Here is a 13,604-nt window from a genome sequence, read left to right as displayed (position 1 = left end):
GAGTTGCCGCCGGGCCCCGATTCCTTCGCCCCCGCGCAGTAGGCCCGCACTCCCCCCGTATGTCAGGTAACTCCGCCCTCGTCGTGTCGTCCAGGGGTTGCGGGGGCCCGTTTCCTCCCCGGGCGCGAACGTCGCGAGAATTCACATCCCGGCAACGTGGGCCCGTACGATCGCCGCATGGCAAAGGCACCCGTTCTCACGCCCCAGGCGGAAGACTTCCCGCGCTGGTACCAGGACCTGATCAACAAGGCCGAGCTGGCCGACAACGGGCCGGTGCGCGGCACCATGGTCATCAGGCCGTACGGGTACGGGCTGTGGGAGCGGATGCAGCAGGAGATGGACGCCCGCATCAAGGAGGCGGGGGCCCAGAACGCGTACTTCCCGCTGTTCATCCCGCAGTCGTACCTGACCCGGGAGGCGGAGCACGTCGAGGGCTTCGCGCCCGAGCTCGCGGTCGTCACGCACGGCGGTGGCAAGGAGCTGGAGGAGCCGGTCGTCGTCCGCCCCACCTCCGAGACGATCATCAACGAGTACTTCTCCAAGTGGGTGCAGAGCTACCGCGACCTGCCGCTGCTGATCAACCAGTGGGCGAACGTGGTCCGTTGGGAGATGCGGCCGCGGGTGTTCCTCCGGACGACCGAGTTCCTCTGGCAGGAGGGCCACACCGCCCACGCCACCTACGAGGACGCCCGGGACTACGCCGCGTACATCCACAAGGAGGTGTACGCCGACTTCATGGTCGACGTCCTCGGCATCGACGTCGTCCTCGGCCGCAAGACGGCCGGCGAACGGTTCGCGGGAGCGATCAACACCCTCACGCTCGAAGGCATGATGGGCGACGGCAAGGCCCTCCAGATGGGCACGAGCCACGAGCTGGGACAGAACTTCGCGAAGGCCTTCAACACCCAGTACCTGTCCAGGGACGGCAAGCAGGAACTCGTCTGGCAGACCTCCTGGGGGTCCTCGACCCGCATGGTGGGTGGCCTGATCATGTCCCACGGCGATGACAACGGGTTGCGGGTGCCGCCGCGCCTCGCCCCCGTCCAGGTCGTCGTCCTCGCGATCAAGGGCGACGAGGCGGTTCTGGCCAAGGTCCGCGAGATCGGCGACCGGCTGAAGGCCGCGGGTGTACGGGTCCAGGTCGACGACCGCACGGACACCCCCTTCGGACGCCGCGCCGTCGACTGGGAGCTCAAGGGCGTCCCAGTACGCGTCGAGGTCGGCCCCCGTGACCTGGAGAGCGGCACCGCGATGCTGGTCCGCCGCATCCCCGGGGGCAAGGAACCCGTCGCCGTCGACGCGCTCGCCGCCCTGCTCCCCGGTGTTCTCGAGGAGGACCAGGCGCTGCTGCTGAGGCAGTCGCGCGAGCGCCGCGAGTCCCGCACGTCCGACGTGTCGACGATCGAGGAGGCCGTGGAGGCCGCCGTCGCGGGCGGTTGGGCGCGCATGCCGTGGGCGGACCTCGGCGAAGAGGGCGAGGCCCGGCTCGCCGAGCACGCGGTGACCGTGCGGTGTCTGGTCGCCGAGGACGGGTCGGTGCCCGACACCGACGACGCACCCGGTAACGTCGCCGTGGTCGCCCGCGCCTACTGAGCCGGCCGCGAGCGCGACCGAAACACCTCTTGCGCATCCGCCGACCACAGGTACCCCGGTACGCGGACACCGTCTACGTGCCGGGGCGTACGTGACCCTACGTACCGCCTTGGTATGAGCTGTGATGCTTCTCCGCAGATCAGCGCACCCGCCCTCGTCAGGACGCATCAGCGGCAACTGACGGGTACGTGCAAATTATTTGGGATGCCCCGGAATAGGAACACAGAGGCACCCACGCTCGTTGTCATTACGTGAGCACGACACCACCTGTTCTCGCCGCAGAGCTGGCAGGGGCGTGGGCCGACATTCAGCGGCACCACTCCGAGCTGCCCGATCTTGCCGCGCCAGAGTCCCTGATCGGGGAGTCGTCGTCCGCCTGCGGACACGAACTCTCCTTCGAGCGACTGCTTCACGAAGCAGTCCACGGCATCGCCGCCGCGCGCGGAGTCCGCGACACCTCGCGCGCCGGCCGCTATCACAACCGCAGATTCCTCGCGATCGCCGAGGAGTTGGGCCTCGACCACCCCGAGGAACCGCATCCCAGCAGCGGCTTCTCGCTGGTCACGCTCAACCCCGAGGCCAAGCGCCGTTACCGTCCGACGATCGAGCGGCTCCAGCGCGCGTTGAAGGCCCACACGGCCGCCACCGCCGCCGACACCGCCCGCTCGTTCCGCGGCCCGGCCGCCCGTCACGGTTCCTCCGGGGGAGGCGTCCGCGTGAAGGCCGTCTGCGACTGCGGGCGCAACGTCCGCGTCGTCCCGTCGGTCCTCGCGCAGGCGCCGATCGTGTGCGGGGGGTGCGGCAAGCCCTTCCGGATTCCGGAGGTGGTCGGCGCGGCAGCCGGCTGATCCGGGTGCGACACCGGCATCTCGTGGGTGCCGGCAGCACACGCCCGCGGGCAGTCGTGCCTCCCTCACCGTCCCAGGGCGGCGGGGGACTTCAGGAGGCACGCGTGCGCGCGGGCGACACCGTCCCGACAGCAGCCGACGACCGCCGCAGACCGGCGACGACCGCCCGGACCGACCCGGGCCGGCGTCACCTGACGGGCACCCGGGACCGCCGGGTGCCCGTCAGGTGTGGGCCGGCTCACCCTCGGTCGGGGGGATCCGCGGGATGTGGCAGAATGGCTAGCTGTACTCGACAGCCGCACAGGACCCCTCTCTCCTCCGGCTGACGCGTCCATCGGACACTCGGGTACCGCAACCCCACGCGGCCATCTCGTCGTGTCCAACCCCGTCAAGACCAGGAGACACCACTTCCGTGGCAGTCAAGATCAAGCTGAAGCGTCTGGGCAAGATCCGTTCGCCTCACTACCGCATCGTCGTCGCCGACTCCCGTACCCGCCGTGACGGCCGGGCCATCGAGGAGATCGGCCTGTACCACCCGGTCCAGAACCCCTCGCGCATCGAGGTCGACACGGACCGCGCGCAGTACTGGCTGAGTGTCGGCGCGCAGCCGACCGAGCCCGTCCTCGCCATCCTGAAGCTGACCGGCGACTGGCAGAAGTTCAAGGGCCTGCCGGCCCCGGCTCCGCTGCTCGTGGCCGAGCCGAAGGCCGCGCGCCCGCTGTTCGACGCCCTCGGTGGCGACGACACGGGCAAGGGTGAGGCCATCACCCAGAAGAAGAAGGCTGAGAAGAAGGACGAGGCTCCGGCCGAGTCCGAGTCGACCGAGGCCTGAGCATGCTCGAGGAGGCTCTCGAGCACCTCGTGAAGGGCATCGTCGACAACCCCGACGACGTGCAGGTCGCCTCGCGCAACCTGCGCCGCGGGCGCGTTCTCGAGGTTCGGGTGCACCCCGACGACCTCGGCAAGGTGATCGGCCGCAACGGCCGCACCGCGCGCGCTCTGCGGACCGTCGTGGGTGCCATCGGCGGCCGCGGTGTCCGTGTCGACCTCGTCGACGTGGACCACGTCCGCTGACGTAGCACGCAGCACCGGCTCGGGCCGGGGAGGGCTTACGAGCCGTCCCCGGCCCGTAGTCGTCTGCGCACCCGCATCCGCACCCGCATCCGCACCCGCATCCGCACCCGCATCCGCATCCGCATCCGAAGCATTGCCGTCGGTACACGACAGGAGATCAAGCACAGTGCAGCTGGTAGTCGCTCGCGTCGGCCGTGCCCACGGCATCAAGGGCGAGGTCACCGTGGAGGTCCGCACCGACGAGCCGGAGCTCCGGCTCGGACCCGGTGCCGTCCTGCTCACCGATCCGGCCTCCACCGGACCGCTGACCATCGAGACCGGCCGCGTCCACAGCGGCCGTCTCCTGCTGCGCTTCGCCGGCGTACGCGACCGGAACGGCGCCGAGGCGCTGCGCAACACCCTGCTGATCGCCGAGGTCGACCCGGACGAGACTCCGGAGGACCCGGAGGAGTACTACGACCACCAGCTGATGGACCTGGACGTGTTCACCACGGACGGCGCCGCTGTCGGTCGGATCACCGAGATCTCTCACCTGCCCTCGCAGGACCTGTTCGTGGTCGAGCGGGAGGACGGCACCGAGGTGCTGATCCCGTTCGTCGAGGAGATCGTCGTCGAGATCGACCTGGAGGAGCAGCGGGCCGTCATCGACCCGCCGCCCGGCCTGATCGACGACAACGCGGAGATCGTCTCCTCCCGTGACGCGGACGACGACGAGGGTGACGCCACCGGCGGCGAGGACTCCGCGGGGGCGGGTGCCTGATGCGGCTCGACGTCGTCACGATCTTCCCCGAGTATCTGGAGCCCCTGAACGTCTCCCTCGTCGGCAAGGCACGCGCGCGTGGCCAGCTGAACGTCCACGTGCACGATCTCCGGGACTGGACGTACGACCGCCACAACACCGTCGACGACACCCCGTACGGCGGCGGTCCCGGCATGGTCATGAAGACCGAGCCGTGGGGCGAGGCCCTGGACTCCGCGCTCGCGGACGGCTACGAGACCGGCTCCCACGGGCCCGTCCTCGTCGTCCCCACGCCCAGCGGACGCCCGTTCACCCAGGAACTCGCCGTCGAGCTCTCCGAGCGCCCCTGGCTGGTCTTCACGCCCGCGCGCTACGAGGGCATCGACCGCCGCGTCATCGACGAGTACGCGACCCGGATGCCCGTCTACGAGGTCTCCATCGGCGACTACGTGCTCGCCGGCGGGGAGGCGGCCGTGCTCGTCGTCACCGAGGCCGTGGCCCGGCTGCTGCCGGGTGTGCTCGGCAACGCCGAGTCGCACCGGGACGACTCCTTCGCCCCCGGCGCCATGGCCAACCTCCTGGAGGGGCCGGTGTACACCAAGCCCCCCGAGTGGCGCGGCCGCGAGATCCCCGACGTGCTGGTCAGCGGTCACCACGGGAAGATCGCCCGCTGGCGCCGCGACGAGGCCCTGCGCCGTACGACGGCGAACCGGCCCGACCTCATCGAGCGCTGCGACCCGTCCACCTTCGACAAGAAGGACCGCGAGATGCTCTCGATCCTCGGCTGGCGGCCGGGTCCCGACGGCCGATTTGGGCGCAGCCCCGAGGCCGTGGAAGAATAGGCCGCTGCTCTTTGTCGTCCGGCGTGCGCCCCTGCCACAGGGGGACACGACGCCCGTCCCGACGAGGCAGCACCATCTCGGAATCCTCTCCCGTCGATGACCTGTGGCATTGGCGAAGAAAGCAGACACACATGACTCACCTGCTCGACAACGTCGACAGCGCGTCGCTGCGCACGGACATCCCGGCGTTCCGCCCGGGTGACACCGTCAACGTCCACGTCCGCGTCATCGAGGGCAACCGCTCCCGTGTGCAGCAGTTCAAGGGCGTAGTCATCCGCCGCCAGGGCGCCGGTGTCCGGGAGACCTTCTCGGTCCGCAAGGTCTCGTTCTCCGTCGGCGTCGAGCGCACCTTCCCGGTGCACACCCCGATCGTCGAGAAGATCGAGGTCGTCACCCGTGGTGACGTGCGTCGCGCCAAGCTGTACTACCTCCGTGACCTGCGCGGCAAGGCCGCGAAGATCAAGGAGAAGCGCGACCGCTGAGCCCGTGCCGCCGACGTGACACGTCGGCGACCGAGCCGGTAAGAAGGCGTCTCATGGAGGCCGGATAGCATCTGGCCCCGATGGACACCGAAGCACAGCACGTGGAGCGCGACCGCTCCTCCCGCCCTTCCGCTTCCGAGGAGATCTCGGACACGGAGCGGCCGGAGGGCCGGTCGCGCTTCGCGTTGGCGGGCCGGGCCGCCGACTGGCTCCCGGGCGGGTGGATCACCCTGACCGTGCTGGTCTGCCTGGTCTTCCTGCTCCTGGTCAGCCGCTTCGTGATGCAGCCGTTCCAGATTCCCAGCGGCTCGATGGAGTCCGGATTGAGGATCGGGGACCGCGTTCTCGTAAATAAGTTGGCGTACCGTTTCGGTTCCGAACCGCGGCGGGGCGACGTCGTCGTGTTCGACGGCACCGGGTATTTCGGGAGCGCCGACTACGTCAAGCGCGTTGTGGGGGTAGGGGGAGACCACGTGGTCTGCTGCGACAGGGAGGGGAGACTCGAGGTGAACGACCGGTCGGTCGACGAGTCCGCGTTTCTCCATCGGGGCGACAGCCCCTCGGACGTGCCTTTCGACGTCGTGGTGCCCGACGGCTCCCTCTTCGTCCTCGGTGACCACCGCAGCCGCTCCAGCGACTCCCGTGACCATCTGGGCTCGCCCGGCGGCGGCATGATCCCCGTCGGTGACGTGATCGGCCGCGCCGACTGGATCGCCTGGCCCGCGGGCCACTGGACCCGGCTGGGCCGTCCCGACGCCTACGCGCGCGTGCCCGCCGCCGGCGGTGCCCATGGGTAACCGGGGACGACCGCGCGGAGCCCCCGCGAGCGCCATGGAGAACCTGCTGCCCACCGGGACCCGGCGTGCCTCCGGAGGAGCCGCCCGTCCCAGCAGGGTCGAGCGGCGCAAGCTCGCCCGCAAGATCAAGCGACGCAGACGGCGTTCCGCGGCCAAGGAGATACCCCTCCTCGTCGGGGTCGCCGTGCTGATCGCCCTGGTCCTCAAGACCTTCCTCGTCCAGGCCTTCGTGATCCCGTCGGGTTCCATGGAGAACACGATCCAGATCGGCGACCGCGTCCTGGTCGACAAGTTCACCCCGTGGTTCGGCTCCGAGCCCTCGCGCGGTGACGTCGTCGTCTTCAAGGACCCCGGTGGGTGGCTCACCGCCGAGGAGACCAAGAAGAAGGACGACCCCGTGGTCGTCAAGCAGTTCAAGCAGGGGCTGACCTTCATCGGCCTGCTGCCGTCCGACAACGAGAAGGACCTCATCAAGCGGGTCGTCGGCGTCGGCGGCGACACGGTCAAGTGCTGCGACGCGCAGGGCCGGGTGACGGTCAACGGCACCCCGTTGACCGAGCCTTACATCTTCGCGGGCGACAAGCCGTCCGACTTCGCCTTCGAGGTCAAGGTGCCCGAGGGACGGCTTTTCGTGCTCGGCGACCACCGGGGCAACTCCGCGGACTCCCGTTACCACCGGACCGACAAGTTCAGCGGTACCGTCTCCGAGAAGTCCATCGTGGGCCGGGCCATGATCATCGGATGGCCCATCGGTCACTGGACCCGACTGCGCGAGCCGAGCACGTTCTCGACCGTGGCCGACGCGCCTGGAGCGTCGACCGTCGCCTCTGCGCTGTCGCATAGGGTGGCCCCTGCGGATCCAGACGGATTGATCCCGCTCCCGAGCCCTGCGGAACTCCCGCTCGTTATGGGAGTGGTGGGCCTGCGCCGAATACGGCGCGGGCAGCGGCACGGAGTGAGGAGTGGATGTGGGGGATGTGGCGGTCGGCGCACGGTCCGGACACGATGGTCCCGAAGGGCAGCCGGAGCGGCCCGACGATGCGGCTGCCCCCGGCGTAGAGGACGGGTCGGGTTCCGGCAGTGGTTCCGAGGGCGGTGACGCCTCGACCGGGCGTTCCGAGCAGGACCCGAAGTCCAGGAAGCAGCGCTCCTTCTGGAAGGAGCTGCCGATCCTGATCGGCATCGCCCTCGTGCTCGCGCTGCTCATCAAGACGTTCCTGGTGCAGGCGTTCTCGATCCCTTCGGACTCGATGCAGAACACCCTCCAGCAGGGTGACCGCGTCCTGGTCGACAAGCTGACCCCGTGGTTCGGGTCCGAGCCGGAGCGCGGCGAGGTCGTCGTCTTCCACGACCCCGACAACTGGCTGGCGGGCGAGCCCACGGCGGACCCGAACGCCCTGCAGACCTTCCTCAGCTGGATCGGCCTGATGCCGTCCGCCGAGGAGAAGGACCTGATCAAGCGTGTCATCGGCGTCGGCGGCGACACCGTCGAGTGCAACGGCACCGGCCCCCTGAAGGTCAACGGCAAGGCACTGAACGACTCGTCGTTCGTCTACGCCGGGAACACCCCGTGCAGCCAGGACGACGAGGGCGGCCAGTTCAAGGTCAAGGTCCCCAAGGGCATGATCTGGGTGATGGGCGACCACCGCCAGAACTCTCGGGACTCCCGCTACAACCAGGCCGACAAGCACCACGGCATGGTCCCGGTGGACGACGTCGTCGGCCGTGCCATCGTCAAGGCCTGGCCGATCAACCGCTGGGGCACCCTTCCGGTCCCGGACACCTTCGACCAGTCCGGCCTGAACGCCAAGGCGGCCGCCGCGGTCACGGCGCCCGGAGCCGTCGCGCTCGTCGGCGCGGTGCCGCTCGTGCTGATCCGCCGCAAGCGCAAGGCGTCCAAGGACGACTGACGACCGCGTCGTCTCCGGCCTTCGGGGCCGGTCGCTCCGGACTCTCGGAGCGGCCGGCCCCTGCCCGTTCCCACGGGGGACCGGTGACCGCAGGCGTCCCCCGGATCACCCCGTGTACCGGCGATCCACACAGGTCCTCCCCAGGGCGCCCGGGCCGGTGATCGTTGTCCGAACCATGGGCTGACCGCGGACCGTACCCCCGGGTAGGGTGCGGTCCCATGGGTGGCGAGAGCGCAACACGTACAGCCCCGCGCAGCGGTGGCGTGGCCAGGGACCAGGCGGGCGGCAAGATCGGACAGCGACTGTCCGGGCTGGCCGTCGGGCTGGGCCTGGTGCTGTTCCTCGGAGGGTTCGCCTGGGGAGCGGTGGTGTACCTGCCGTACACCGTGCCCACCAGCTCGATGGCACCGACGATCAACATCGGGGACCGGGTCCTCGCACAGCGCGTCGACGGAAGCGACGTCCGCCGCGGTGACGTCGTCGTCTTCAAGGACAAGGCGTGGGTCACCAACGCGTCCGTGGTCAAGCGCGTGGTCGCCGTCGGCGGTGACACGGTCTCCTGCTGCACCGACGGCAAGCTGACCGTCAACGGCAAGCAGATGGACGAGCCGTACCTGCCCGAGGGCAGCCTCGCCGAGATCACCAACTTTCCCACGGTGAAGGTCCCCCAGGGCCGCCTCTTCCTGCTCGGCGACGAGCGGCAGGGCTCGCTGGACTCCACCGCGCACCTTTCGGACGCCGCCGGCGGCACCGTGGCGCGCAGCGCCGTGTCCGCCCGCGTGGACGCCATCGCCTGGCCGATGGACGGCATGCTCGAACGCCCCACCGGCTTCGAGACGCTCGGCGCCCTGTCCCAGCCGGGACCGCTCCGTACGATGGTCGCCGCGGTGATCGCCGGTGCCGTGCTGGTGCTGGGCGGCGCCGCCTACGGGCCCATCGCCAAGCGGGCGGGCCGCTCCCGCACGAAGACGGGGCCCGCCGGTGTCCGCTGAGCCGACTGCCGACGGAGAGGAAACGCCCGAGGGCGGTCTGCGCAAGGTCGCCCGGGTCGTCCTGCTCGATCCGCAGGACCGGGTCCTTCTCCTGCACGGGCACGAGCCGGACGATCCTTCGGACGACTGGTGGTTCACCCCGGGCGGCGGCCTGGAGGGGGACGAGACCCGGGAACAGGCCGCGCTGCGGGAACTCCTGGAGGAAACCGGTATCACGGAGGTCGAGCTGGGCCCGGTGCTGTGGCAGCGGATCTGCGCGTTCACGTTCGCCGGCCGGCGCTGGCACCAGGACGAGTGGTACTTCCTGGCCCGAACGACCCAGACGGCCACGGCGGCCACGGCACTGACCGACCTGGAACGGCGCAGCGTCGCCGGAGCGCGCTGGTGGACGTGCCGGGAACTGACCGAGGCACATGAGACGGTGTATCCGACCAAGCTCGCCGGGCTGCTCCGCAGGGTGCTCGACGAGGGTCCCCCGGCCACGCCCGAGATCCTCGACACGGAAATCGTCTAGGGGCTCCCGGGGCTGGCGCACAATAGGGGGACGCACGGCTGAAGGGGAACATGCCATGAGCGCCGAGGACCTCGAGAAGTACGAGACCGAGATGGAGCTGAAGCTCTATCGGGAGTACCGCGACGTCGTCGGTCTGTTCAAATATGTGATCGAGACCGAACGGCGCTTCTACCTCACCAACGACTACGAGATGCAGGTGCACTCGGTCCAGGGCGAGGTGTTTTTCGAGGTGTCCATGGCGGACGCCTGGGTGTGGGACATGTACCGGCCCGCTCGCTTCGTGAAGCAGGTACGCGTCCTGACATTCAAGGACGTGAACATCGAGGAGCTGAACAAGAGCGATCTGGAGCTGCCGGGCGGCTGAAGCCGAAGCGGCCGGGCGGCTGACTGACGGGCCGGCCGGACAGCGGGCCGGCGAGGCCGGGAACCGAGGGGTTCCCGGCCTTCGTGTTTCCCGGCCTTCGTGTTCCCGGTCGTGACTCGTGCGGGTGACGGACATTTCCACAGTCGCGCGGCTGTCCACCAAGATCCACAAGCCGCACGGCACGGCCTCAGTGTGGGTGCCGGAGGTGGTGCCGACATGAAGACGACCGAGGCACGGAACGACGCACGGAACGAAGTACGGGACGGAGTACGGAACGACGCACGGAACGCACTGGGCAGGTACGGCGAGGATCTGGCCGCGCGGCGGCTGACCGAGACCGGCATGACGGTCCTGGCGCGCAACTGGCGGTGCGGCAGGACGGGCGAGATCGACATCGTGGCGCGGGACGGAGACGCGCTCGTCCTCTGCGAGGTCAAGACCCGCAGGACCGGCACGTTCCAGCATCCGATGGCGGCCGTGACACCGGCCAAGGCCCGGCGGCTGCGGAGCCTCGCCGAGCGCTGGCTCCAGGAACACGGCGGGGCCCCACCAGGCGGTGTCCGCATCGACCTGATCGGCGTCGTCCTCCCCGACCGCGGCGCACCTGTGGTCGAGCACGCGCGGGGGGTGGCCTGAGATGGGCTTCGCGCGTACGTGTTCGGTGGCCCTGGTGGGTGTGGAGGGCGTCGTCGTCGAGGTCCAGGCGGACCTGGAGCCCGGTGTCGCGGCCTTCACCCTGGTGGGGCTCCCCGACAAGAGCCTGACGGAGAGCCGGGACCGGGTCCGGGCCGCGGTCGTGAACTCCGGCGCCGCCTGGCCGCAGAAGAAGCTGACGGTGGGGCTCAGTCCGGCCTCCGTGCCGAAGGGCGGTTCGGGGTTCGACCTCGCCGTCGCCTGCGCGACGCTGGGTGCCTCCGAGCGGATCGATCCCCGGGTGCTCGCCGACATCGTGATGATCGGGGAGCTCGGGCTCGACGGCCGGGTGCGGCCGGTCCGGGGGATCCTCCCCGCGGTGCTGGCGGCGGCGGACGCGGGATACGAGCAGGTGGTGGTCCCCGAGTGCGCCGCGGCCGAGGCGTCACTGGTGCCAGGAGTCTCGGTGCTCGGCGTCCGCAGCCTGCGCCAGCTCATCGCGGTGCTCGCCGACGAACCGGTGCCCGAGGAGGACCCCGACGAGCAGGGCCGCCCCGATCCGCTGCTCGCCGGCCTGCGCGTCCCGGGGACGGGGGAGGCCACCGGCCTGTGCGGCATCGCCGTCCCGGAACACGACCAGGGGCACGATCTCGCCGACGTCGTCGGCCAGTTGTCGGCCCGCACGGCGATGGAGGTCGCGGCGGCCGGAGGGCACCACGTCTTCCTGCAGGGTCCACCCGGGGCGGGCAAGACGATGCTCGCCGAGCGGATGCCGTCCCTCATGCCGCGGCTGTCCCGGCAGGAATCCCTGGAGGTGACGGCGATCCACTCCGTGGCGGGCCTGCTCCCGCCCGGCAAACCGATGGTCGACATCGCCCCGTACTGCGCCCCCCATCACTCCGCGACCATGCAGTCCCTCGTCGGTGGCGGCAAGGGCCTCGCGAGGCCCGGCGCGGTGTCCCTGGCACATCGCGGGATCCTCTTCCTCGACGAGGCGCCGGAGTTCAGCGGCTTCGTGCTCGACGCCCTGCGCCAGCCGTTGGAGGCGGGACACGTGGTGATCGCGCGCAGCGCCGGTGTCGTGCGGTTCCCCGCGAAGTTCCTGATGGTGCTGGCCGCCAACCCCTGCCCCTGTGGCCGTTTCAGCGTGACGAACGACTACTGCGAATGCCCGCCCTCCGCCATCCGCCGCTACCAGGCACGGCTGTCCGGGCCCCTGCTCGACCGGGTCGACCTGCGCGTAGAGGTGGAGCCCGTCACCCGGTCCGAACTCACGGCGCGGGGCGTTCAGGGTGAGTCCACGAAGACGGTCGCCGAGCGCGTGCGCACCGCGCGCGAGCGGGCCGCAGCCCGCCTCGCCGGGACGCCCTGGCACACCAACAGCGAGGTCCCGGGGCGGGAGCTGCGCAGCCGCTGGCAGGCGGTGCCGGGTGCGATGGACAGCGCCGAGCACAGCCTGGAGCGCGGACTGCTCACGGCGCGGGGGCTGGACCGGGTGCTCCGCGTCGCCTGGACCGTCGCGGACCTGTCGGGACACGACCGGCCCGACGCCGGGGACGTGGCCCTCGCCCTCCAACTGCGCACCGGGGTTCCGCGCGGGGTGCCGATGGCGATCGGCTCACCGGTATGACGGACGACGAACGCGGGGCCCGCGTCACGCTCTCCCGGGTCGTCGAACCCGGCGACGAGGTCTGCGGACGGTGGGTCCGGGAGGTCGGGGCGCGGGAAGCCGTGCGGTGGCTGTCCGCCGGTGACGGACAGCCGCGCGGGATGACGGACGCCCGGTGGGCGGGGCTGCGGGCCAGGGCCGAGCGGGCCGACCCGGAGGGCGACCTCGTCCGGGCGCGGGAGGCCGGGGTGCGGTTCGTCTGTCCCGGCGACTCGGAATGGCCGGCCCAACTGGACGACCTGGGGGACGGGCGGCCCCTCGGGCTCTGGGTCCGGGGGCTGTCCAGCCTGCGGATATGGGCGCTGCGGTCGGTCGCCGTCGTCGGCGCCCGGGCCTGCACCGAGTACGGCGCGCACATGGCGGCCACCCTCGGCGCCGGGCTCGCGGAGCGGGGCTGGGTCGTGGTGTCCGGCGGCGCCTACGGGGTGGACGGGGCCGCGCACCGAGGCGCCCTCGGCGCGGGCGGCGCCACCGTCGCCGTGCTCGCCTGCGGGGTCGACCGGCCCTACCCGCGCGGCCACACTCAGTTGATCACCAGGATCGCGGAACAGGGGCTCGTGATCGGGGAGTTGCCACCCGGCGACCATCCCACGCCGAGCAGGTTCATCCTCCGGAACCGGGTCATCGCGGCGCTCACCCGGGGCACCGTGGTCGTCGAGGCGGCGTATCGCAGCGGGGCGCTCGTCACCGCCCGAGCGGCACAGCGGCTGGGGCGGTTCACCATGGGAGTGCCGGGCCCGGCCACCAGCTCGCTCTCCGCCGGGGTGCACGAACTGCTGCGCGGAGAAGCGGTTCTGGTCACCGACGCCGCGGAAGTCGCCGAGCTGGTGGGTGACATGGGCGAGCTGGCCCCGGACCGGCGCGGACCCGTGCTGCCGCGCGACCTCCTGCCCCCGGGCGCCCAGTGTGTCCTGGCCGCGCTGCCGGCGCGGCGCCCCGCGCCCGTCGACGAGATCGCCCGCGGAGCGGCCACCACCACGGACGACGCGGTCGGGAGACTGTACGAACTCCGAGCACTTGGATTCGTCGAACGACACGGCGACGGCTGGAAGTTGACACGCCAGGCGGCGACCTCCGTCCGCGATGATAGGGAGGCCCGCTGACCGAGCGTGTTCGGCCGTCCGGGGGAACGCCGACGCCCTTGCGG

The 13,604-nt window shown here is 70.8% G+C and carries 15 protein-coding genes and 1 pseudogene; all 16 read left to right on the top strand.

Annotated elements, in window-relative coordinates; translation table 11 throughout:
- Positions 1-177 precede the first annotated feature (177 nt).
- Positions 178-1,593 carry a proline--tRNA ligase gene (gene proS, locus AB0C62_RS11600; RefSeq protein WP_362971934.1) on the top strand — a complete coding sequence of 472 codons (1,416 nt, stop codon included), beginning with the start codon at positions 178-180 and terminating at the stop codon, positions 1,591-1,593.
- Positions 1,594-1,844: 251 nt separating this feature from the next.
- Positions 1,845-2,441 carry a hypothetical protein gene (locus AB0C62_RS11595; protein ID WP_081219658.1) on the top strand — a complete coding sequence of 199 codons (597 nt, stop codon included), beginning with the start codon at positions 1,845-1,847 and terminating at the stop codon, positions 2,439-2,441.
- Positions 2,442-2,853: 412 nt separating this feature from the next.
- Positions 2,854-3,273, top strand: a complete 420-nt coding sequence (gene rpsP / locus AB0C62_RS11590) for a 30S ribosomal protein S16 (RefSeq protein ID WP_081219659.1) — start codon at positions 2,854-2,856, stop codon at positions 3,271-3,273.
- 2 nt (positions 3,274-3,275) lie between these two features.
- Entirely contained in the window at positions 3,276-3,515 is a 240-nt protein-coding gene (locus AB0C62_RS11585) for an RNA-binding protein (protein ID WP_003973401.1), read from the top strand.
- A 166-nt stretch (positions 3,516-3,681) separates the two neighbouring features.
- On the top strand, positions 3,682-4,275 hold the full coding sequence (rimM, locus tag AB0C62_RS11580; RefSeq protein WP_362971932.1) for a ribosome maturation factor RimM: 594 nt from the start codon (positions 3,682-3,684) through the stop codon (positions 4,273-4,275).
- Entirely contained in the window at positions 4,275-5,096 is an 822-nt protein-coding gene (trmD, locus tag AB0C62_RS11575) for a tRNA (guanosine(37)-N1)-methyltransferase TrmD (RefSeq protein WP_362971931.1), read from the top strand. Before rimM ends, trmD begins: the two co-directional genes overlap by 1 nt.
- Positions 5,097-5,227: 131 nt before the next feature.
- Positions 5,228-5,578 (top strand): 50S ribosomal protein L19, encoded by a 351-nt coding sequence (gene rplS / locus AB0C62_RS11570; RefSeq protein WP_081219662.1) that lies wholly within the window; start codon positions 5,228-5,230, stop codon positions 5,576-5,578.
- An 80-nt stretch (positions 5,579-5,658) separates the two neighbouring features.
- Positions 5,659-6,375: a signal peptidase I gene (lepB, locus tag AB0C62_RS11565; protein ID WP_362971929.1), complete on the top strand. Its 717-nt coding sequence runs from the start codon at positions 5,659-5,661 to the stop codon at positions 6,373-6,375.
- A pseudogene (gene lepB, locus AB0C62_RS11560) lies at positions 6,368-7,399 on the top strand (signal peptidase I); the annotation flags it as partial. The gene lepB (AB0C62_RS11565) and the pseudogene lepB (AB0C62_RS11560), both read left to right, overlap by 8 nt.
- Positions 7,344-8,285 carry a signal peptidase I gene (lepB, locus tag AB0C62_RS11555; RefSeq protein ID WP_362971927.1) on the top strand — a complete coding sequence of 314 codons (942 nt, stop codon included), beginning with the start codon at positions 7,344-7,346 and terminating at the stop codon, positions 8,283-8,285. The pseudogene lepB (AB0C62_RS11560) and the gene lepB (AB0C62_RS11555), both read left to right, overlap by 56 nt.
- 218 nt (positions 8,286-8,503) lie before the next feature.
- The gene (gene lepB, locus AB0C62_RS11550) at positions 8,504-9,277 is read left to right on the top strand and encodes a signal peptidase I (protein WP_362971925.1); all 774 of its coding nucleotides are present in this window, start codon (positions 8,504-8,506) and stop codon (positions 9,275-9,277) included.
- Complete coding sequence (locus AB0C62_RS11545) at positions 9,267-9,791, top strand: NUDIX hydrolase (protein WP_362971923.1); 525 nt, start codon at positions 9,267-9,269, stop codon at positions 9,789-9,791. Before lepB (AB0C62_RS11550) ends, AB0C62_RS11545 begins: the two co-directional genes overlap by 11 nt.
- Before the next feature lie 55 nt (positions 9,792-9,846).
- The gene (locus tag AB0C62_RS11540; protein WP_003965949.1) at positions 9,847-10,155 is read left to right on the top strand and encodes a DUF2469 domain-containing protein; all 309 of its coding nucleotides are present in this window, start codon (positions 9,847-9,849) and stop codon (positions 10,153-10,155) included.
- 216 nt (positions 10,156-10,371) lie between these two features.
- Entirely contained in the window at positions 10,372-10,791 is a 420-nt protein-coding gene (locus AB0C62_RS11535) for a YraN family protein (protein ID WP_362971921.1), read from the top strand.
- A gap of 1 nt (position 10,792) precedes the next feature.
- Positions 10,793-12,418: a YifB family Mg chelatase-like AAA ATPase gene (locus AB0C62_RS11530; RefSeq protein WP_362971919.1), complete on the top strand. Its 1,626-nt coding sequence runs from the start codon at positions 10,793-10,795 to the stop codon at positions 12,416-12,418.
- On the top strand, positions 12,415-13,560 hold the full coding sequence (gene dprA, locus AB0C62_RS11525) for a DNA-processing protein DprA (RefSeq protein ID WP_362971917.1): 1,146 nt from the start codon (positions 12,415-12,417) through the stop codon (positions 13,558-13,560). The genes AB0C62_RS11530 and dprA overlap by 4 nt, the downstream gene beginning before the upstream one ends.
- The last annotated feature ends 44 nt before the right edge of the window (positions 13,561-13,604 follow it).

The sequence above is a fragment of the Streptomyces sp. NPDC048643 genome, from assembly GCF_040650615.1.
Lineage (GTDB): Bacteria > Actinomycetota > Actinomycetes > Streptomycetales > Streptomycetaceae > Streptomyces.
Note: the sequence above shows the minus strand (reverse complement) of the source record. Positions and strands in the feature narration are given on the sequence as shown.